This is a genomic window from Variovorax sp. YR566, from assembly GCF_051992195.1.
Taxonomy (GTDB): Bacteria; Pseudomonadota; Gammaproteobacteria; order Burkholderiales; family Burkholderiaceae_C; genus Variovorax.
The window spans coordinates 5,844,348-5,862,990 of the sequence record NZ_CP197092.1; the positions used below are offsets into that span (position 1 = coordinate 5,844,348).

General features: G+C 66.3%; 20 protein-coding genes. 9 read left to right on the top strand and 11 right to left on the bottom strand.

Annotated features, from left to right (window positions below; genetic code table 11):
- Positions 1 to 50: 50 nt before the first annotated feature.
- Positions 51 to 1,382, bottom strand: coding sequence for a serine--tRNA ligase (gene serS, locus ACTG4X_RS27200; RefSeq protein ID WP_440532401.1), 1,332 nt, complete (start codon positions 1,380 to 1,382; stop codon positions 51 to 53).
- Positions 1,383 to 1,443: 61 nt separating this feature from the next.
- Between serS and ACTG4X_RS27205 the strand changes: the two genes are divergently transcribed.
- Complete coding sequence (locus ACTG4X_RS27205) at positions 1,444 to 1,845, top strand: VOC family protein (RefSeq protein ID WP_097198271.1); 402 nt, start codon at positions 1,444 to 1,446, stop codon at positions 1,843 to 1,845.
- A gap of 7 nt (positions 1,846 to 1,852) precedes the next feature.
- Here the strand turns inward: ACTG4X_RS27205 and ACTG4X_RS27210 are convergent, their stop codons facing one another.
- Genes ACTG4X_RS27210 through ACTG4X_RS27220 form a run of 3 tightly spaced genes read right to left on the bottom strand, consistent with a single transcriptional unit; the run spans position 1,853 to position 4,223 of the window.
- Positions 1,853 to 2,818: a threonine/serine dehydratase gene (locus ACTG4X_RS27210; protein WP_440532402.1), complete on the bottom strand. Its 966-nt coding sequence runs from the start codon at positions 2,816 to 2,818 to the stop codon at positions 1,853 to 1,855.
- The gene (ispH, locus tag ACTG4X_RS27215; RefSeq protein WP_440532403.1) at positions 2,815 to 3,783 is read right to left on the bottom strand and encodes a 4-hydroxy-3-methylbut-2-enyl diphosphate reductase; all 969 of its coding nucleotides are present in this window, start codon (positions 3,781 to 3,783) and stop codon (positions 2,815 to 2,817) included. The genes ACTG4X_RS27210 and ispH overlap by 4 nt, the downstream gene beginning before the upstream one ends.
- Complete coding sequence (locus tag ACTG4X_RS27220; RefSeq protein WP_093057967.1) at positions 3,780 to 4,223, bottom strand: FKBP-type peptidyl-prolyl cis-trans isomerase; 444 nt, start codon at positions 4,221 to 4,223, stop codon at positions 3,780 to 3,782. Before ACTG4X_RS27220 ends, ispH begins: the two co-directional genes overlap by 4 nt.
- 109 nt (positions 4,224 to 4,332) lie before the next feature.
- Between ACTG4X_RS27220 and radC the strand changes: the two genes are divergently transcribed.
- Positions 4,333 to 5,010, top strand: a complete 678-nt coding sequence (radC, locus tag ACTG4X_RS27225) for a RadC family protein (RefSeq protein WP_093057968.1) — start codon at positions 4,333 to 4,335, stop codon at positions 5,008 to 5,010.
- Positions 5,010 to 5,666: a Smr/MutS family protein gene (locus ACTG4X_RS27230; RefSeq protein ID WP_093057969.1), complete on the top strand. Its 657-nt coding sequence runs from the start codon at positions 5,010 to 5,012 to the stop codon at positions 5,664 to 5,666. The genes radC and ACTG4X_RS27230 overlap by 1 nt, the downstream gene beginning before the upstream one ends.
- 30 nt (positions 5,667 to 5,696) lie before the next feature.
- Here the strand turns inward: ACTG4X_RS27230 and ACTG4X_RS27235 are convergent, their stop codons facing one another.
- The 4 genes from ACTG4X_RS27235 to fabV form a co-directional block, all read right to left on the bottom strand.
- Positions 5,697 to 7,760, bottom strand: coding sequence for a bifunctional 2',3'-cyclic-nucleotide 2'-phosphodiesterase/3'-nucleotidase (locus tag ACTG4X_RS27235; protein WP_093058061.1), 2,064 nt, complete (start codon positions 7,758 to 7,760; stop codon positions 5,697 to 5,699).
- Between the two features lie 142 nt (positions 7,761 to 7,902).
- Positions 7,903 to 9,126 carry an NAD(P)/FAD-dependent oxidoreductase gene (locus tag ACTG4X_RS27240; protein WP_093077341.1) on the bottom strand — a complete coding sequence of 408 codons (1,224 nt, stop codon included), beginning with the start codon at positions 9,124 to 9,126 and terminating at the stop codon, positions 7,903 to 7,905.
- Between the two features lie 39 nt (positions 9,127 to 9,165).
- A complete protein-coding gene (locus ACTG4X_RS27245; RefSeq protein ID WP_093057971.1) occupies positions 9,166 to 9,585 on the bottom strand; it encodes a group II truncated hemoglobin in 420 nt (139 codons plus the stop codon).
- 27 nt (positions 9,586 to 9,612) lie between these two features.
- Positions 9,613 to 10,809, bottom strand: a complete 1,197-nt coding sequence (gene fabV / locus ACTG4X_RS27250; protein ID WP_440532404.1) for an enoyl-ACP reductase FabV — start codon at positions 10,807 to 10,809, stop codon at positions 9,613 to 9,615.
- Positions 10,810 to 10,995: 186 nt separating this feature from the next.
- Here fabV and ACTG4X_RS27255 point away from each other — a divergent pair, with 186 nt between their 5' ends.
- The 5 genes from ACTG4X_RS27255 (at position 10,996) to ACTG4X_RS27275 (ending at position 15,069) form a co-directional block, all read left to right on the top strand.
- Positions 10,996 to 11,823 carry an ABC transporter substrate-binding protein gene (locus tag ACTG4X_RS27255; RefSeq protein WP_093077344.1) on the top strand — a complete coding sequence of 276 codons (828 nt, stop codon included), beginning with the start codon at positions 10,996 to 10,998 and terminating at the stop codon, positions 11,821 to 11,823.
- Positions 11,824 to 11,911: 88 nt separating this feature from the next.
- Positions 11,912 to 12,607, top strand: a complete 696-nt coding sequence (locus ACTG4X_RS27260; protein WP_440532405.1) for an amino acid ABC transporter permease — start codon at positions 11,912 to 11,914, stop codon at positions 12,605 to 12,607.
- Positions 12,608 to 12,620: 13 nt separating this feature from the next.
- Positions 12,621 to 13,331 (top strand): amino acid ABC transporter permease, encoded by a 711-nt coding sequence (locus ACTG4X_RS27265; protein WP_081265922.1) that lies wholly within the window; start codon positions 12,621 to 12,623, stop codon positions 13,329 to 13,331.
- Entirely contained in the window at positions 13,328 to 14,071 is a 744-nt protein-coding gene (locus tag ACTG4X_RS27270) for an amino acid ABC transporter ATP-binding protein (RefSeq protein WP_093077349.1), read from the top strand. The genes ACTG4X_RS27265 and ACTG4X_RS27270 overlap by 4 nt, the downstream gene beginning before the upstream one ends.
- The gene (locus tag ACTG4X_RS27275; RefSeq protein ID WP_440532406.1) at positions 14,068 to 15,069 is read left to right on the top strand and encodes an isopenicillin N synthase family dioxygenase; all 1,002 of its coding nucleotides are present in this window, start codon (positions 14,068 to 14,070) and stop codon (positions 15,067 to 15,069) included. The genes ACTG4X_RS27270 and ACTG4X_RS27275 overlap by 4 nt, the downstream gene beginning before the upstream one ends.
- Here the strand turns inward: ACTG4X_RS27275 and ACTG4X_RS27280 are convergent.
- From ACTG4X_RS27280 to ACTG4X_RS27290, 3 genes are all read right to left on the bottom strand, one after another.
- Positions 15,012 to 15,335, bottom strand: a complete 324-nt coding sequence (locus ACTG4X_RS27280) for a hypothetical protein (RefSeq protein WP_093178640.1) — start codon at positions 15,333 to 15,335, stop codon at positions 15,012 to 15,014. The two genes, ACTG4X_RS27275 and ACTG4X_RS27280, sit on opposite strands and share 58 nt — an antisense overlap.
- Positions 15,332 to 16,018 (bottom strand): HAD family hydrolase, encoded by a 687-nt coding sequence (locus ACTG4X_RS27285; RefSeq protein ID WP_440532407.1) that lies wholly within the window; start codon positions 16,016 to 16,018, stop codon positions 15,332 to 15,334. Before ACTG4X_RS27285 ends, ACTG4X_RS27280 begins: the two co-directional genes overlap by 4 nt.
- A gap of 79 nt (positions 16,019 to 16,097) precedes the next feature.
- On the bottom strand, positions 16,098 to 17,438 hold the full coding sequence (locus ACTG4X_RS27290) for an MFS transporter (RefSeq protein ID WP_093057978.1): 1,341 nt from the start codon (positions 17,436 to 17,438) through the stop codon (positions 16,098 to 16,100).
- Between the two features lie 179 nt (positions 17,439 to 17,617).
- Here ACTG4X_RS27290 and cyoA point away from each other — a divergent pair, with 179 nt between their 5' ends.
- Positions 17,618 to 18,643, top strand: coding sequence for a ubiquinol oxidase subunit II (gene cyoA, locus ACTG4X_RS27295; protein ID WP_093077606.1), 1,026 nt, complete (start codon positions 17,618 to 17,620; stop codon positions 18,641 to 18,643).

Genomic DNA, 18,643 nt, shown 5'->3' on the forward strand with positions numbered 1-18,643 from the left:
GAGCCTGCGATTATAGCAGACAAAAATTGGGCTTTTGAAGCTCCCTGCGATCAACCGCGCAGAACTTCGAGCCCGCCGAGGTACGGACGCAACGCCGCAGGCACGTTGATCGAGCCGTCTTCGTTCTGGTGGTTTTCCAGCACGGCCACCAGCGTGCGGCCCACAGCGAGGCCGGAGCCGTTGAGCGTGTGTACGAGCTCGTTCTTGCCCTGCGCATTCTTGAAACGCGCCTGCAGGCGGCGCGCCTGGAAGGCCTCGCAGTTCGAGACTGAGCTGATCTCGCGGTAGGTGTCCTGCGCCGGCAGCCAGACTTCGAGGTCGTAGGTCTTGCCGGCGGTAAAGCCCATGTCCCCGGTGCACAGCAGCACGACGCGGTACGGCAGCTCCAGCGCCTGCAGCACGGCTTCGGCATGGCCGGTCATCTGTTCGAGCGCGTCGTAGCTCTTCTCGGGGTGCACGATCTGCACCATCTCGACCTTGTCGAACTGGTGCTGACGGATCATGCCGCGCGTGTCGCGGCCCGCGCTGCCGGCCTCGGAGCGGAAGCACGGCGTGTGGGCAGTGAGCTTGATCGGCAGTTGCGACTCGGCCACCACCTCGTCGCGCACGAAGTTGGTCAGCGGCACTTCGCTGGTGGGAATGAGGTACAGCGCCGAATGGTCGGGCGCGGGTTCGCCGTCCTGGCCGCCCTTCTTCGCGGCGAACAGGTCGCCTTCGAACTTGGGCAGCTGGCCGGTGCCGCTGAGCGTGGCAGCGTTGACGATGTAGGGCACGTAGCACTCGCTGTAGCCGTGCTTCTCGGTCTGGATGTCGAGCATGAACTGCGCGAGCGCGCGGTGCAGGCGGGCGATCGGACCCTTCATGACGGTGAAGCGCGAACCCGCGAGCTTGGCGCCCATCTCGAAGTCGAGGCCCAGCGGCGCGCCCAGGTCGACGTGGTCCTTCGGCGCGAAGGCCAGCGACGTGGCATTGGCGCCGGCGCCGCCTTGCGGGCTCCAGCGGCGCATTTCGACGTTGCCTGTCTCGTCCTCGCCGACCGGCACGCTGGCGTGCGGCAGGTTGGGCACGGCGAGCAGCAGCGAGTGCAATTCGGGCTGGATTTCTTCGAGGCGCTTCGATTGCGACTCTTGCTCGGCCTTCAGCGCATTGACCTCGGCCATCAGAGCATCGACCGACTCGCCCTTGGCCTTGAGCGGGCCGATCTGCTTGTTCAGCGTGTTGCGGCGCGCCTGGATTTCCTCGGTGCGGGTTTGCAGCGTCTTGCGCTCGGCCTCGAGCGCGGTGAACGCCGACACGTCGAGGTACGGCTGGTTCTTCTTGCGTTTTTCGAGGCCGGCCACAGCGGAGGCCAAGTCTTTGCGGAGCAGGGTGATGTCAAGCATGGGGGGATTTTAGGTGGGCGTAGCATCGCGGTCCCACTGACCCACCTCGAAGGGAAAAACGATGGAAGCCTATCTGACATTCAACGGCAATGCCGCCGAAGCGCTAGCGTTCTACGCCAAGGCGCTGGACGGCAAGGTCGTCTTCAGCATGACCTTCGGCGAAAGCCCGGCGGGAGCCCAGACGCCGGCCTCCTACAAGGACAAGATCATGCACGCCACGCTCGAGGCCCGCGGCCACAAGCTGATGGCCTCCGATGCACCACCCGAGTGGCCCTTCGAGGGCTACAAGGGCTTCTCTCTATCGGTGCAAGCCGACAACGTCGACGAAGGCAAGAAGCTGTTCGACGCGCTGGCCGAAGGCGGCAAAGTGACGATGCCTTACGGCCCGCAGTTCTGGGCCACGGGCTTCGGCATGCTCACCGACAAATTTGGCGTGGCCTGGATGGTGAACTGCGAGAAGTAAGAACCGATCAGGCAACCGTCGCAGGATCGACGTTCGCCCCGCAGACGATCAGGCACACCTTCTCGCCTTCGCGCGGCACGTAGGCGCCGGTCTGTAGTGCAGCGAGCGGCAGCGCGGCGGCCGGTTCCACCGCCAGCTTCAGCTCTTTCCAGAGCCACTGCTGGGCTGCACGGATGGATTCGTCGGACAGCAGCAGTGCGTCGTGCACCTGCTGCTGCGTGATCTCCCAGGAAATGGCACCGATGCGGCGTGCGCCGAGCGAATCGGCCGCGATGCCGCCCACTTCCACGTCGACCGGCTCGCCGGCTTCGCGGGCACGGAACAGCGTGGGCGCCTTCTCGGGCTCGAGCGCCACCACGCGGGCGCGCTTCTCGAACCAGCCGGCAAGGCCGCCGATCAGGCCGCCACCGCCCACGCTCACGAGCACCGAATCGGGCAGACCGCCCTGCTGTTCGATCTCGCGGCCCAGCGTGCCGGCACCGGCCACCACTTCGGGCTGGTCATAGGCGTGCGTGAGCAAGGCGCCGGATTCCCTCTGGCGCGTCAGGCAGGCGGCCAGCGCATCGGGGTACAGCTCGCCGACCACGACCACTTCGGCCCCCAGCGCACGCAGGCGCGCGCGCTTGGCTTCGGGCGACACGCCGGGCAGGAACACCTGGCAAGGCACACCCAGCGCGCGCGCAGCGGCGGCCGTGGCAATGCCCGCATTGCCACCCGAGGCCACGACCACGCCGCTTTGCGGAATGTCGTTGGCCAGCAGCCGGTTCATCATGCCGCGCGCCTTGAAGCTGCCGCTGACCTGCATGTGCTCGAGCTTGAGCCAGACCTCCGCGCCCGGCACCGCGATGCCGAAGGCGCTTGCCGGCAGCTTCCACAGCGGGGTTTCGCGCAGGAAATGGCCGGCGCGTTCGCTCAGCCTTCGGGCGGCGCTGTCTATTTCAGAGCGCCAGTCGGTTGTTTTCGTATCGTTCAAGAGATGTGTCCTGGAGGCGGAATGTCGTCGAGCTTGAGGCCCTTGGGGAGCGGAAACTTGATGGTTTCCTCGATGCCGTCCATCTTGCGGACCGACACCGCGCCGAACGCGCGCACGCGGTCGATCACCTCGCGCACCAGCACTTCGGGGGCCGAGGCGCCAGCCGTGAGGCCGATGCGCGTCTTGCCCTCGAACCACTCGGGTTTCAGCTCTTCGGCCGAATCGACCATGTAGCTCTGGGTGCCCAGCCGCTGCGCCAGTTCGCGCAGCCGATTGCTGTTGGAACTGGTGGGGCTGCCGACCACGATCACGAGGTCGACCTGAGGGCTCATGATCTTCACCGCGTCCTGGCGGTTCTGGGTGGCGTAGCAGATGTCCTGCTGCTTGGGCTCGCGCACCTCGGGAAAGCGCGCGCGCACCGCGGCGGCGATCTCGGCGGCGTCGTCCACGCTCAGCGTGGTCTGGGTGACTACCGCCAGCCTGGAGGTCTGCGCTGGCGAGACCTTCGCCACGTCACCCACGTCCTCTACAAGGTGGATGCCGCTCGACAGCTGCCCCATCGTGCCCTCGACCTCGGGGTGCCCCTTGTGGCCGATCATGATGAACTCGTAGCCCTCTTTCGCGAGCTTGGCCACCTCGACGTGCACCTTGGTCACCAGCGGGCAGGTGGCGTCGAAGATCTCGAAGCCGCGGTCGCGCGCCTCCTGCTCCACGACCTTGCTCACGCCGTGCGCGCTGAACACCAGCGTGGCGCCGGGAGGCACGTCGGACAGTTCCTCGATGAAGATCGCGCCCTTGGCCTTGAGCTCGTTCACCACGTAGGTGTTGTGCACGATCTCGTGGCGCACGTAGATCGGCGCGCCGAACTTGGCGATGGCACGCTCGACGATCTCGATGGCGCGGTCGACACCCGCGCAGAAGCCGCGCGGCTCGGCCAGGATGACTTCTGAGATCTCGGAGTTCATAGCACCCCGATCAGCTTCACTTCGAAGGTGACGGGCTGGCCGGCCAGCGGATGATTGAAGTCGAAGCGCACACCGGTCTCGTTCGACTCGATCACCGCGCCGGCATAACTGCCGGTGCCGTCGGGCGTGGGGAACTGCACGACGTCGCCAACGGCGTACTGCTCGTCGGGGTCGCCCATCTGCGCGAGCAGCTTCCTGGCCACCCACTGCTGCATGTCGGGGTTGCGGTCGCCGAAAGCCTCGCCTGCGGGCAGCTCGAAGGTGGCGTGCGTGCCCTCTTCCAGGCCCATCAGGCGCTGCTCCATGGCAGGAGAAAGCTCGCCGGTGCCGAGCGACAGGGTCGCGGGTTTGTCGGCGAAAGTATTGATGATGTCGCCCGCCGGGCCGGCCAGCCGATAGTGCAGGGTCAGAAAGGAGCCGGAAGTCACGACTTGGGACATGGGGGCAGCGGAGGTAGGCAAAGACAAGGTGGGTGTCCCGATAAACTGGGCCTCATTTTAAGGACCGGGGCTTCCACCCGGCTCCGCCAAGGTTTCACCCCAGGGTTTCATGTCATTCAAGGATCTCCCCCTAGACGCCCGTCCCCGCGAAAAACTCATCTCGCGGGGAGCGTCCGCGCTGGCCGATGCCGAGCTGCTGGCCCTGCTGCTGCGCACCGGAGTTGCTGGCAAGAACGTGCTGCAGCTGGCGCAGCAACTGCTCGAGCGCTTCGGCGGGCTCTCGGGGTTGCTGCACACCGGCGCCGAAGACCTCAAGGCCGTCAAGGGCATGGGCGGCAGCGCCAAGCGCTCCGAGCTGATCGCCGTGCTCGAACTGGCACGCCGTGCCATGGGCGAAAGGCTCAAGGAGCGCGCGGTGTTCGACTCGCCCGGCGCAGTGAAGCAATACCTGCAGCTGCACATCGGCTCCTGCTCCTATGAAGTTTTCGCGGTGGTGTTCCTCGACGTGCAGCACCGCATGATCGCTCTGGAAGAAATGTTCCGCGGCACGCTCACGCAGACCAGTGTCTACCCGCGTGAGGTCGTCACGCGTGCCATCCACCACCAGGCCGCGGCCGTGGTGCTGGCGCACAACCACCCGAGCGGCAACATCGAGCCCTCGCGTGCCGACGAGTCGCTCACGCAAACGCTGCGAGCCGCCCTGGCGCTGGTGGACGTGCGGGTGCTCGACCACATCATCGTGAGCCCCGGGCAGAGTTTTTCGATGGCCGAGAGGGGGCTGCTCTGATGGGCTCGCGCGCTCCCTCGCTCAAGAACCTCGCCGACCTCAAGCAGGTGCAGCGCGCGCTCGCCGAAACCCGCGAGCGCGAAGCCGCCGAGGCAGCCGCCAAGGCAGCGGCCGAACGCAAGCGCGCCGCCGAGAAAGACCTGTTCGCCCGAGCCATCGGCGCCACCGAACCATTGCGCCGCAAAGCCGCCGTGCCGCTCGCACCGGAGCCGCCCGCGCCCATCCCCGTGCAGCACCAGCTCGACGAGCAGCGCGTGCTGCGCGAGTCGCTCTCCGACGAGTTCGACGTGACCACGCTGCTCGACGTGGACGACGCCATGAGCTTCCGCCGCCCCGGCATCGGCACCGATGTGACGGCGCGGCTGCGCAAGGGCGACTGGGCGATCCAGGCGCAGGTCGACCTGCACGGGCTGCGCAGCGACGAGGCGCGGGAGGCGCTCGGCGGCTTCATCCGCACGGCCTACAAGCAAGGGTTGCGCTGCGTGCGCGTGGTGCACGGCAAGGGGCTGGGTTCGCCGGGCAAGCAGCCGGTGCTGAAGACCAAGACCCAGCGCTGGCTGATCCAGAAGAACGAAGTGATCGCCTTCGTACAGGCCAAGCCTGCTGAAGGCGGGGCCGGCGCCCTCGTCGTGCTGCTGGCGCCCGCGCGGCGCTGAGCCGCACGGGACGCCGGCTTCTCTTTTGCCTTACTGGCTCAGATCGAGCTTGTAGACCGAGCGGCCCTTGCCGCTGCCGTCATCGGCCGTCAGCAGCGAGATGTTCGTCAATCCGGCATCCGTCGCAGCGCTCAGTTGGCCCTGCCCCGACGTGAACACCACATTCCCCGCCGTCGTCACTTGCGTGAAACGCCAGCTGCGCGCCGCACCGTTGGTTGCACGCGTGATGGTCTTCTTGGCCTTGATGTAGTCGATCAGCACGTCGCGGTTCGCATCCGGCGATGCATAGATCGTCGCGCGCCCGTCCAGCGCGGGGATGAAGCTCGCACCGCTCGTCGCACGGTAGTTGTTCGTCGCGATGACGAACTCCTTCGCCGGGTCGATCGCAGCGCCCAGGTACGTCAGGTTCTTGATCCTGCTGCCCACGTCCTGCGTCACGTCGATCTCGTACTGCACGTCGGGCGTGGTGAACATGTCGAAGTTGTAGCCCGGAAAGGTGCTGATGAGCTGCTGGTCGGCCGTGGCCGTCAGGCTGATCTTGTTGAAGCGCTTGGCCGCTGCTTCGAGCCAGCTCTTGATTTCCGCGCCCGTCACCTTCACCGCATACACCGTGTTCGGGTACAGGTACAGGTCGGCCGCATTGAAGATCGCCAGGTTGCCCACGGCCACGTCGGTGTAGTCGCGACCGCCTTCGTAGCCCGACTTGAAGGGCGCGCTCACCGACAGCACCGGCAGGCTCGCGTACTGCGACAGGTTGGCCTGGATGTAGGCCTTCACGTAGTCGGCCTGCGCCTGGTTCACGATCTGGATCGCACCCGGGTCGCCCACGTCCGCGAAGAAGGTGTTCATGCGGAAGTCGGTACTGCCGATAGGCGTCTTCACGTAGGTGATCGCGGCCTTGTGCTGCGTATCGACCAGCGGAGCGATTGCAGGGTCGGCATCGACGTACACGGCCTTGTTGGCGCTGTCCTTGCCTGTCTGCGTGGAGCGCGCGTCGACCACGGTCTTGCTCTTGTCCACGCTCCAGGCCTTGCCGTCGTACTCCAGCTCCAGCTTGATGAGGCCCAGCGACTTGCCCCACGACGAAGCCATCACCGCCGGCACACCGTTGACGGTGCCGGCCGTGTTGTCCACGCCGGCCTGCGTGAAGCCGGGCTTGGCGCTGCGGTCGGGGAAAACGGCGTGCTGGTGGCCCATCATCAGCGCGTCGATGCCCGGCACCTTCGCGAGGTACAGGGCCGAGTTCTCCATCGTCGGCGAGTAGGCCGATCCGTCGATCCCGCCGTGCTGCAGCGCGACCACGATGTCGGCGCCCTTCGCGCGCAGTTCGGGGATGTACCGGGTTGCCGCTTCCACCGTGCCCTCAGTGCGCAGCTTGCCTTCGAGGTAGCGCTTGTCCCAGTTCATGATGCCGGGCGTGGTGAAGCCGATCACGCCAACCTTCAGCGGCACCGTAACGCTCTTGCCGTCGGGCCCGGTCGCGGTGAACTGCTTGTTCAGGATGACGTACGGCGCGAGCAGCGGCTTGCCGGTCTTCACGCTCTGCACGTTCGCCAGCACCAGCGGAAAGCTCGGCCCGACGCACTTCTTGGTGGCGTCCACGCCATCGACATCGAGCCCGCCGCCGATTGCCTGATTGAGAAACTCCAGGCCGTAGTTGAATTCGTGGTTGCCGAGCGTGCCGGCATCGAAGCCCGTGGCGTTCATCGCCTTGTACATCGACAGCGGCTGCGTACACGGAATTCGGTTGATCAGCGCCTCGTAGTCGGCCAGCGCCGTGCCCTGGATGGTGTCGCCGCTGTCGAACAGCATCGTGTTGGCGAACTCCTTGCGCGCCGCGTTGATCAGCGTGGACGCGCGCTCGTAGCCGTACGACTTGTCTTCGGCAACCTTGAAGTAGTCGAAGCTCAGCACGTTGAAGTGCAGGTCGGTGGTTTCGAGCAGGGCCACCGTGGTGCGCGTGCCCTTGGCCACCGGTGCGGGCGTGGTGGGCGTGGGGTCCGACGTCACCGGCGGAATGACGACGGTGCCGCCGCCGCTTCCGCCACCGCAGGCGGTGAGCGCGGCGGCCAGGACGGCGGCACAGGTGGTCATGGGGACAAAACGCGAAAGCGACGTGGCCGCTGCATCGTTCTTCATCGAGAGGTCTCCCTGCAAATTAGAGGAAGACCAGTCTCTGAAAGCAGAGTGACAGGCCAGTGAACCGGGCCTGACCTGCGGCACTCTTACGACAGGTTCACGACAGGTGATTCTTTAGTGGTACCGCCGCATCCGCCACCGCCGCCGCATCGGGGTTGCGCCCCGCTTCGAGCAGCTTGCGGCTCATCATGTGATCGACCGGCGCATTCACCGACTCCACGCACACGAGCTGACCGTCGACGTAATGGAAAAGCGAGAACGCATCGGGCTTCGGCCCCGCGCGGCGCACGCTGCTCAGGCCCGGCGTGCCTTCGGCCGGCATCAGGCCGACCATCTGCAGGCGCATGCCGCCCTGGTCGGACCAGAACCACGCGACCGCGTCGTGCGCGCGCGCCGCGCCGGTCAGCGTGGCCACTGCGGTGCGCGCCTGGTCGTTGGCGTTCTGCACCGATTCGAGCCGTAGCGCCCGGCCCGCGCGGCGGTCGGGGAAGCGCGTGCAGTCGCCCACCGCGAGCACGTCGGCCGCGCTGGTCTGCATGTGGCCGTCGACCACGATGCCGTCCGCGCATTCGATGCCGGCCGCTTGCGCGAGCGCGGTCTCGGGAACTGCGCCGATGCCGAGCAGCAGCAGGTCGACAGGCTGCTTCACGCCGTTGACCTGCACCGACACCAGCCGGTCGCCTTCGACTTCGAACGCGCCGGTCTGCGCGCCGAGCACGATGTCGATGCCGGCCGCGCGGTGCGTGGCGAGCACGTGCGCCGACAGCTCGGGCGACACCGCGCGCCCCAGCAGCCGCGGCGCGCTCTCGATCACCTGCACCGACTTGCCGAGCGCCTTGGCGGTGGCCGCCACTTCGAGACCGATGAAACCGCCGCCGAGCACCGTCACATGTTCGGCCGCCGCGAGCCGCGTGCGCAGGCGATGCGCTTCGTCGGCCGCGCGCAGGCTCGCGACGTTTTCCAGGCCCGGCTTCAAGTCCGGCATCTGGCGCGCGCGGGTGCCGGTGGCCAGCACCAGTTGCTGCCACGGCAGGATCGCGCCCGAACGCAGAGTGACGGTGTGCGCCTCGCGGTCGATGGCAACGGCGGCATCGCCCAGGTGCAGCGTGATGCCCGCTTCGCGGTACCAGTCGGCGGCCTTGTGCGGCTGCGTGGTTTCTTCCGCGCTCTTGAGAAAGGCCTTGGACAGCGGCGGGCGGTGATACGGCTCGCAGGCCTCTTCGCAGACCAGGTGCACGCGCGCGCCCTGCCCTGCTTCGGCAAGGCCGGCGCAGAGCTGGGCCGCGGCATGGCCGCCGCCGATGATGACGATGGAATTCATGAGAGAAGCGTCTTTCGAAATCGTTGTGTGATCGGTCGGTCACTCGCCGCGGTTGCGCATCCAGTCGGCGGTCTTGAAGAAGGAGTCGCGCAGGCGTTCGCGCAAGTCTTCCGGCACGCCCGTCTCGCCCATGGCCTGGTCCATGCAGGCCAGCCACTGGTCGCGCTCCTTGATGCCGATGGTGTGGCCGCCGATGCTCTGCGGCAGGTGGCGCGCGCGCAGCATCGGATGGCCGAAGCGGTCGGTGTAGTGCTGCGGCCCGCCGAGCCAGCCGCACAGGAACCAGAACAGGCGCTGGCGCGCGTTGTCGAGGCTGGTGCCGTGCACCGCGCGCAACTGCGCATAGGCGGGCTCGAGGTCCATCAGGTCGTAGAAGCGCTCGACCAGCGCCTCTACCTTCGGTTCGCCGCCGATCCAGTCGAACGGCGTGCCGGCGGGCGGCTTTTCTTGAATCTGCATGGGCGGGAGTATCCCTCCAGGCGCTTGCTAGAGCTGCACGAGGCCGGGAATGGCCACGTCGGGGTTCACGTCGGCCTCGTAGTCCACGCCCTCCACCGAGAAGCCGAAGAGGCGCAGGAACTCGGTCTTGTAGCCGGCGAAATCGGTGAGCTCGTCGAGGTTGTCGCCGGTCACCTGCGGCCAGAGCTCCAGCACGCGAGCCTGCACCTGCGGCGCCAGTTCCTTGTAGTCCGCGCGCAGGCGGCCGTCCTCGTCGATGTGCGGTGTGCTGCCGTAGAGGCTTTCGGCAAAGAGCCCGTGCACCTGCTCGATGCAGCCCTCGTGCGTGCCCTGCGCCTTCATCACCTTGAACAGCAGCGACAGGTACAGCGGCATCATCGGAATGGCCGAGCTGGCCTGCGTGACGACCGCCTTCAGCACCGACACGCGCGCATCGCCGCCCTTGGCGGCCAGCTGCGCGCGGATGCCCAGCACCTTCTGGTCGAGGTCCTTCTTGGCAGCGCCGATGGAGCCATTCCAGTAGATGTCGTGCGTGATCTGCTCGCCCAGGTAGGTAAACGCCGTGGTCTTCGCACCGTCGGCCAGCACGCCGGCCTGCTGCAGCGCGTCGATCCACATCTGCCAGTCTTCACCGCCCATCACGGCCACGGTGTTGTCGATTTCTTCCTGCGTCGCGGGTTCGAGCACCGTTTCCTTCACGGCCCCGCTGTCGGTGTCGAGGCCGCGCAGGTTCACCGACTTGCCGATGGGCTTGAGCACCGAGTTGAAGACCTGGCCGGTCTTCGGATGCGTGCGTCGCGGCGCTGCCAGGCTGTAGACGACGAGGTCGACCTGGCCAAGGTCGGCGCGGATGGTGTCGATGACCTGCTGCTTCACAGCATCGGAGAAGCCATCGCCGTTGATGCTCTTCGCGTAGTGGCCTTCGGCTGTCGCGGCGCGATGGAAAGCGGCGGTGTTGTACCAGCCGGGCGAGCCGGGCTTGGTTTCGCTGCCCGGGCGTTCGAAGAACACGCCGAGCGTGTCGGCGCTACAGCCGAAGGCGGCGGTGATGCGCGCGGCCAGGCCGTAGCCGGTCGACGCGCCGATCACCAGCACCTTCTTCGGGCCGCCCGCGATGGGCCCCTGGGCCTTGACGTAGTCGATCTGCTGCCTGACGTTGGCTTCGCAGCCGGTGGGATGGGTCGTGACGCAGATGAAGCCACGTACGCGGGGTTTGATGATCATGAGGATCTCGCTGGATGAGATGCGGGAAGAAAACGGCGGGAGCGCGTTTTTGGCGCCGCGAATTTAACCCAGCCCGTAATAACCGCCTTCAGCTTGTCCATATGCATATGTCGATTGACGATTTAATAATCAGGGGTTTTATTGATATGGTTCGACCCTGAATTTCCTTTAGGAGAGAGACAACCTATGCGCCACACCCTGCTCGCCGCGGCCGTCGCCGCTTCCACCTTCCTGCTCGGCACCGTCGCCCACGCCGACCAGCTGGCCGACATCAAGAAAAAGGGCGAACTGGTCGTCGGCGTGCTCGGCACCGACGAGCCCGCGACCTTCGTCGATCCGAAGACGCGTCAGATCGTCGGCTACGAAGTCGACCTGGTGAACGCCATCGCCAAGAAGATCGGCGTGAAGCCGGTGCTCAAGCAGATCGCTGTGGCCGCGCGCATTCCGGAGCTGCAGCAGGGCCACGTTGACCTGGTGGCAGCCGGCCTCACGCACAACAAGGAGCGCGAGGCGCAGATCGACTTCTCTCTCACCACCTTCGTCACCGGCCAGAAGGCCATCGTGAAGAAGGACAGCGGCATCGCCGAAGTGCCGCAGCTCGCGGGCAAGAAGGTGCTGACCATCCGCGGCGGCACGCAGGAGCCCAACATCCGCAAGGCCGTGCCCAACGTCGAGGTCGTGACCTTCGACACGAGCCAGCAGGCCTTCCAGGCACTGCAGCAGGGCAAGGGCGTGGGCTATGTGGACGACGAGGCCGCACTGCTGCGCAGCTACGCCAAGCTGGGCCCGCAGAAGGCGCAGTACGTGGTGCTCAAGCAGAACCTGAGCACCGAGGCGCTGGCCATCGGCATCAAGAAGGGCGAGACCGGCCTGAAGGCCGTGGTGGACGACACGCTGCGCGAGCTCGAGAAGTCGGGCGAAGCGCAGAAGATCTTCATCAAGTGGTACGGCCCGACGACGGCTTCTGGCTTCCAGACTCGCGACTTCAAGCTCGACTCCGACAAGATCGACTGAGCCCGCGTTTCTCCTTCCCCCGCCGGGGGAAGGCCGGGATGGGGGCACGCGACCCCGGCCCTTCGCGGCGGTGATACTGTCGCCCCCCATGCCCCTGTTCGACTATTCCTTGCTGCTGACGGGCAAGTACCACGACATGCTCATCGCGGGCCTGCTGCTGTCGCTGCAGCTGCTCGCGGCCGCGCTGGTGCTGGCGCTGCCCATCGCGCTGGTGGTGGCGCTCCTGCGGCTGTCGCCATTCGCGCCGCTGCGCTGGCTCGGCTTTGCGTACGTGGAGTCGATCCGCAACATCCCGCTGCTCGCGCACATGCTGTTCTGGTACTTCGGCGCGCCCGAGCTGCTGCCCGAGGGCATCAAGCAATGGCTCTACGCGGGGCATATCGAGGCCTACAGCGCTGTGATCGCGCTGGCGCTGTACACGGCCGCCTTCATGGCGGAAGACATCCGCAGCGGCATCCGCGCGATTCCCTCGGTGCAGTTCGAAGCCGGCCGCGCAATGGGCTTCGGCTACCTGGCCACCATGCGCCGCGTGGTGCTGCCGCAGGCGCTGCGCGTGACCATTCCGCCGCTCATTTCGCAGACGCTGAGCCTCTGGAAGAACACCTCCATCGCCACAGTGATCGGCGTGGCCGAGCTGATGTACCAGGCGGGCCAGGTCGAGAGCGCGACCTTCCGCAGCTTCGAGTCTTTTGCGTTCGCGAGCGCGGCGTACCTGACGGTGTCGCTGGCCATCACCGGGCTGGCGACCTGGTACCACCACCGTTACCCGGTGCGGACCATCTGAGGGCGCCAACGCGATGTTGCAGATCATCAACGACTACTGGGTCTACTTCCTCATCGGGCAGTACCCCAACGGCCCACTCGGCGGGCTGGTGCTCACGCTGCTGCTGGCCTCCTGCGGCCTCGTGCTGGCATTGCCGCTGGGCATCGTGCTCGGGCTGGCGCGCGTGAGCCCGTGGCGCTGGCTGCGCTGGCCGGTCACGGGCTTCGTGTTCGTGGTGCGCGGACTGCCGCTGCTGATGGTGATCTTCTGGGCCTACTTCTTCCTGCCCAGCGTCACGGGCGTGAAGACCGATCAGTTCACCACCATGCTGATCGCGCTCGTGGTGTTCGATGCCGCCTACCTCGCCGAGATCGTGCGCGCCGGCATCCAGGGCCTGCCGCGCGGGCAGATGGAAACGGCCCGCGCACTGGGCCTGGGCTATGGCCGAGCGATGCGGCTCGTGGTGCTTCCACAGGCGCTGCGCAGCATGCTGCCCTCGCTGGTGAACCAGTTCGTCTCGACCATCAAGGAAACCTCGCTGGGCTATATCATCGGGCTGGCCGAGGTGTCGTTCATCGCGACGCAGATCAACACGCAGGTGTTCACCAAGCCCGCGCAGATCTACCTGATATTGGGCGGGACGTATTTCATTCTCTGCTTCGGCCTGTCTCGCTTCGCCTACTGGCTGGAACGCCGGCTCGCGCGCCGCGGCATCTCTACAGCCACCGCCAAGGTGTCCGCATGATCGAACTCGAAAAAGTCAACAAGTGGTACGGCAGCTACCACGCGCTGGTCGACATCAGCGAGACCATCCACAAGGGCGAAGTCGTCGTGGTGTGCGGGCCCTCGGGCTCGGGCAAGTCGACGCTGATCCGCACCTTCAACCGGCTGGAGCCGATTCAATCGGGCCACATCGTCGTCGACGGGCAGGACATCCATGCGCCGGGCCTGGACGTGAACGCCTTCCGCTCGCGCATCGGCTTTGTCTTTCAGCAGTTCAACCTGTTCCCGCATCTCACGGTGCTGCAGAACTGCACGATGGCGCCGATGCAGCTGCGCGGCCTCACGCGCAAGGAGGCCGACGAGCGCGCGATGGCGCTGCTGCATCGCGTGGGCCTGTCGAACAAGGCCAACGCATGGCCGAGCGAACTGTCGGGCGGCCAGCAGCAGCGCGTGGCAATTGCACGCGCGCTCGCGATGCAGCCGCCGCTGATGCTGTTCGACGAACCCACCAGCGCGCTCGACCCCGAAATGGTCGGCGAAGTGCTGCTGGTGATGCGCGACCTGACACGCGACGGCATGACGATGGTCTGCGTGACGCACGAAATGGGCTTCGCGCGCGAGGTAGCCGACCGCGTGCTGTTCATGGACGAAGGCAAGGTGCTGGAGCGCGCCACGCCCGACGACTTCTTCAACCGGCCACAGCATCCGCGTGCGCAGCAGTTCCTGTCCGACATCCGATCGCCTTTCGCGAGAGACGCATGACCGACACCACCCTCCCCCTCATCGATGTCTCCGCACTCGTGGCAAACACACCCGGGCGCGACGCCGTCGCCGCACAGATCGGCGCCGCCTGCCGCGCCCACGGCTTCTTCTACGTGACGGGCCACGGCGTCGATGCGGCGCTGGTGAAGCGGCTCGAAGAGCTGAGCCACCGCTTCTTCGAGCTGCCCGAAGAAACCAAGATGCAGTGGCGCATGGCCCTCGGCGGACGCGCCTGGCGCGGCTTCTTCCCGCTCGGCGGCGAGCTGACTTCGGGCCGGCCCGACTGGAAGGAAGGCCTCTACCTCGGCACCGAACTGCCCCCCACGCACCCACTGGTGCAGGCGAAAACGCCAGTGCACGGGCCAAACCTGTTTCCCGACGTGCCGGGCTTTCGCGAGACCATCCTCGACTACATGGCGGCCGTTACGCAACTGGGTCACCGGCTGATGGAAGGCATCGCGCTGAGCCTCGGCCTGGACGCGGACTACTTCGCCGAACGCTACACGGCCGACCCGCTGATCCTGTTCCGCCTCTTCAACTATCCGACGCAGGCCGTGCCCGAAGGCCTCGACGTGCAGTGGGGCGTGGGCGAGCACACCGACTACGGGCTGCTCACGATCCTGCATCAGGACCAGGTCGGCGGCCTCGCGGTGCACACGCCAGGTGGCTGGATCGACGCGCCGCCCGTGGCGGGCTCGTTTGTCTGCAACATCGGCGACATGCTCGACCGCATGACCGGCGGGCTCTACAAATCGACGCCGCACCGGGTGAAGCGCAACACTTCGGGGCGCGACCGGCTGTCGTTTCCGCTGTTCTTCGATCCGAACTTCGAGGCGCGCGTGCAGCGCATCGAAGGCCTCGCAGGCGCCGAGGCGCGCGACGACAGCGCCGAGCGCTGGGACCGCGCCAACGTGCACGCCTTCAGCGGGCGCTATGGCGACTACCTGCTCGCGAAGGTGTCGAAGGTGTTCCCGCAGTTGCGCGACGAAGTGCTCTGAACGGCTGGCGAAGGCTCGTCGAGGAAGGCGTCTTCCCAGCGTTCGATCTCGGCATCGGGGTCGGAAATGGGCACGAGCTTGTCGCTGCGGCAATAGAAGGTCCAGCCCTCGAACAGCACGTCGTAGTACGTGCCGGGCAGGTAGCGCTCGCTCGGCGCCTCGTAGGGCGGCGAGACCACTTCCACGATCCGGCCCACCGCACGCTCCGTGAAGGGCGACGCCAGGCAGCTGTCGACTACATGGCAGAGCGTGCCGATCTTGATCATGAGAGCCTTGCTGCTGCCTCACCGGGAAACCAGCGCGGCAGGTGCGGCACCGCTTCGTGCAGCGACTCGAGCACATGGAAGGCCCGCTCGATGATGGATGCAGGCGGGTGCTTGAGGTCGGGCACGACCACGACACGCATGCCCGCAGCGAGCGCCGCCTTGGCGCCGTTCTCGCTGTCCTCGAAGGCGATGCATTCCGCCGGGTCCACGCCCAGCCGTTCGGCCGCGAGCAGGTAGAGCGCCGGATCGGGCTTGGCGCGCGCAACCTCGTCGCCGCCCGCAAAAGCCGAGAAATGGTGCAGCACGCCCAGGCTGCCAAGGCAGGCCTGGATCTGCCCGCTGGTCGACGACGAGGCCACGGCGCAGCGCGTGCCGCGTTCGCGCAGCGCGCTCAGGAATTCGGCCGCGCCGGGCTTGATGGGAAACAGGGGCGCACCGTCAGAGCGCTCCAGCTGCAGGCGCTGGCGGACATGAGCCACGGCGTGGTTGTAGGCATCCGCACCCCCCAGCAGCGCCGCGAGGATGTGTTCGGACTCGGTCATGGCCAGCCCGACGACCTGCAGGTACTGGCTGTGCGAAAGCTCGATGTCGAGCGTGCGGGCGGCCTCGATCCAGGCGGCCATGATGGGCCGCTCCGAATCGATCAGCAGCCCGTCCATGTCGAAGATTGCGGCGGCGAACATCGGGGCATCCTAATGAAAAAGGGGCCGAAACGGCCCCTTTTGAAAGAAACGGCGGCAGTTGGCTGCCTTGTGCAAATCGTCAGTCCCGCGCCAGTGCCCGGTTCAGCCCCAGCGCGCCCAGCGTGGCGATGGCACCCGACAGCAGGTAGATGCTGACGTAGGCCAGACCGAAGTGGGCCGACAGGCCGAGGGCAACCAGTGGCGCGAACGCCGCACCGATCAGCCAGGCCAGGTCGGCCGTGAGCGCCGCGCCAACGTAGCGGTACTTGGGCGCGAAGTTCGAAGTCACGGCGCCGGCCGCCTGGCCGTACGACAGGCCCAGGATCACGAAGCCCAGCAGGATGAAGATGTCCTGCCCGACGCGGCCGCCATCGAGCAGCGTGGGGGCGAAACCACTGAAAGCCGCGATCACGGCAGCCAGGCCGCCCAGCGTGAAGCGTCGGCCGATGCGGTCGGCCAGCAGGCCCGAAGCCACGATGCCGGCGGCGCCGAGCACTGCGCCGATCATCTGCACGATCAGGAATTCGGTGACCGACTGGTCGGAATACAGCGTGATCCACGACAGCGGGAACACCGTGATCAGGTGGAACAGCGCATAGCTGGCCAGCGCGGCGAAGGCGCCGATCAGCAGGTTGGCGCCCTGCGAGCGAACCAGTTCGCTCACGCTGGTGGGCTCCAGTTCACGCTCTTCGAGCAGGCGCGAGTATTCGTCGGTGGCCACCAGGCGCAGGCGGGCGAACAGCGCCACCACGTTGATCGCGAAGGCCACGTAGAAGCTGTAGCGCCAGCCCCAGTCGAGGAAGTCTTCGGACGGCAGGCTCGAATACAGGTAAGCGAACAGCGCGCTGGCAATGAAGAAGCCGATGGGCGCGCCCAACTGGCCCAGCATGGCGTACCAGCCACGGCGATTGGCGGGCGCATTCAGCGCCAGCAGCGACGGCAGGCCGTCCCAGGAAGCGCCCAGCGCCAGGCCCTGGCCGAAACGGAACACCGACAGCAGCACGATCGCCGTGAAGCCCAGGCTCGCATAGCCCGGCAGGAAGGCGATGCCGGCGGTGGAGGTGCCCAGCACGAAAAGCGCCGACGTGAGCTTGGCCTCCCGCCCGAATCGTCGCTGGATGACCATCGAGATGACAGTTCCGAACGGACGCGCAATGAAGGCGAAGGAGAAGATCAGGAACGAATAGAGAACGCCCTCGAGGTGCTGCTCGAACGGAAAGAAGACCGCCGGGAACACCAGCACCGAGGCGATGCCGTAGACGAAGAAGTCGAAATATTCGGAGGCGCGGCCGATGATCACGCCGACCGCGATCTCGCCGGGGGCGATGTGCGAGTGGTCGTCGCCCTGCCGGGCGCCGCCATGCTCGGGCGAGTTCGGCAGCGGCTGTGCGCCTTGCGGACTGATGCTGGACGTCGTCATTGCTTGCTGTAATTCAGGTGTCACGCCGGGGCGCGACACCATAAGACCATGGAGATCCCAGAGCGTCGCACCGAATCACATTTACCGCCATAGGACAAAACGTCCAATAGGCGAAACCCGTCTTCAGGCGTAGATTGTGGGGTCTTTTTGCGTCGCCCCTGCACCTCTTTTCCTTCGGCATGCACATCCTCAAGAACCTTCGCCGATCACTCCTGCTGCTTTCCGCCATGCTCCTGGCGGGCTGCAACACGGTGCTGATGAACCCATCCGGCGACATCGCCAATCAGCAGGGACGCCTCATCGTCGTCTCCACCGTGCTGATGCTGATCATCATCATCCCGGTGATCGCCCTGACCATCTTCTTTGCCTGGCGCTATCGCCAGTCCAACAAAGAGGCCACCTACAGCCCCGACTGGGACCACTCGACCCAGCTCGAACTGGCGATCTGGGCGGCGCCGCTGCTCATCATCATCGCGCTGGGCGCCATCACCTGGATCAGCACCCACACGCTCGACCCCTACCAGCCGCTGCGCCGCCTCGACGCCCAGCGCGCGATTCCGGCCGAAACCAAGCCGCTGGTGGTCGAAGTGGTGGCGCTCGACTGGAAGTGGCTCTTCATCTACCCCGAGCAGGGCATCGCCACGGTGAACGAGCTGGCCGCCCCGGTGGACCGCCCGATCAGCTTCAAGATCACGGCCTCCTCGGTGATGAACTCGTTCTTCATCCCCGCGCTGGCCGGCCAGATCTACGCCATGCCGGGCATGGAAACCAAGCTGCACGCGGTGATCAACAAGCCGGGCGAGTTCGAAGGCTTCTCCGCCAACTACAGCGGCGCCGGCTTCTCGGGCATGCGCTTCAAGTTCCACGGCCTGAGCAACGGCGACTTCGACCAGTGGGTCCAGAAGGTCAAGGCCGGCAAGGACGGCGAACTCACGCGCGATCTCTACAAGAAGCTCGAAGTGCCGAGCGAGCGCGAGCCCGTGCGTCACTACGCCGCCGTGGACCCCGCCCTGTACGACGCCATCCTCAACCTGTGCGTGGACCGCAACAAGATGTGCATGAAGGAAATGATGGCCATCGACGCCGACGGCGGCATGGGCAAGCCCGGCGCCTTCAACGTTGCCACCAAGCAAGCCTGGCAGGTCGATTCACTCGACACGCCCAAGCGCAAGTACGTCACCGCGATGTGCACCACCGAAGAATAA

Bases quoted from the DNA above. Each gene is read 5' to 3' on its own strand.
- serS (WP_440532401.1), bottom strand. From the start codon at position 1,382: ATGCTTGACATCACCCTGCTCCGCAAAGACTTGGCCTCCGCTGTGGCC.
- ACTG4X_RS27205 (WP_097198271.1), top strand. From the start codon at position 1,444: ATGGAAGCCTATCTGACATTCAACGGCAATGCCGCCGAAGCGCTAGCG.
- ispH (WP_440532403.1), bottom strand. From the start codon at position 3,783: ATGAACTCCGAGATCTCAGAAGTCATCCTGGCCGAGCCGCGCGGCTTC.
- ACTG4X_RS27220 (WP_093057967.1), bottom strand. From the start codon at position 4,223: ATGTCCCAAGTCGTGACTTCCGGCTCCTTTCTGACCCTGCACTATCGG.
- radC (WP_093057968.1), top strand. From the start codon at position 4,333: ATGTCATTCAAGGATCTCCCCCTAGACGCCCGTCCCCGCGAAAAACTC.
- ACTG4X_RS27230 (WP_093057969.1), top strand. From the start codon at position 5,010: ATGGGCTCGCGCGCTCCCTCGCTCAAGAACCTCGCCGACCTCAAGCAG.
- ACTG4X_RS27235 (WP_093058061.1), bottom strand. From the start codon at position 7,760: ATGACCACCTGTGCCGCCGTCCTGGCCGCCGCGCTCACCGCCTGCGGT.
- ACTG4X_RS27240 (WP_093077341.1), bottom strand. From the start codon at position 9,126: ATGAATTCCATCGTCATCATCGGCGGCGGCCATGCCGCGGCCCAGCTC.
- ACTG4X_RS27245 (WP_093057971.1), bottom strand. From the start codon at position 9,585: ATGCAGATTCAAGAAAAGCCGCCCGCCGGCACGCCGTTCGACTGGATC.
- fabV (WP_440532404.1), bottom strand. From the start codon at position 10,809: ATGATCATCAAACCCCGCGTACGTGGCTTCATCTGCGTCACGACCCAT.
- ACTG4X_RS27255 (WP_093077344.1), top strand. From the start codon at position 10,996: ATGCGCCACACCCTGCTCGCCGCGGCCGTCGCCGCTTCCACCTTCCTG.
- ACTG4X_RS27260 (WP_440532405.1), top strand. From the start codon at position 11,912: ATGCCCCTGTTCGACTATTCCTTGCTGCTGACGGGCAAGTACCACGAC.
- ACTG4X_RS27265 (WP_081265922.1), top strand. From the start codon at position 12,621: ATGTTGCAGATCATCAACGACTACTGGGTCTACTTCCTCATCGGGCAG.
- ACTG4X_RS27270 (WP_093077349.1), top strand. From the start codon at position 13,328: ATGATCGAACTCGAAAAAGTCAACAAGTGGTACGGCAGCTACCACGCG.
- ACTG4X_RS27275 (WP_440532406.1), top strand. From the start codon at position 14,068: ATGACCGACACCACCCTCCCCCTCATCGATGTCTCCGCACTCGTGGCA.
- ACTG4X_RS27280 (WP_093178640.1), bottom strand. From the start codon at position 15,335: ATGATCAAGATCGGCACGCTCTGCCATGTAGTCGACAGCTGCCTGGCG.
- ACTG4X_RS27285 (WP_440532407.1), bottom strand. From the start codon at position 16,018: ATGTTCGCCGCCGCAATCTTCGACATGGACGGGCTGCTGATCGATTCG.
- ACTG4X_RS27290 (WP_093057978.1), bottom strand. From the start codon at position 17,438: ATGACGACGTCCAGCATCAGTCCGCAAGGCGCACAGCCGCTGCCGAAC.
- cyoA (WP_093077606.1), top strand. From the start codon at position 17,618: ATGCACATCCTCAAGAACCTTCGCCGATCACTCCTGCTGCTTTCCGCC.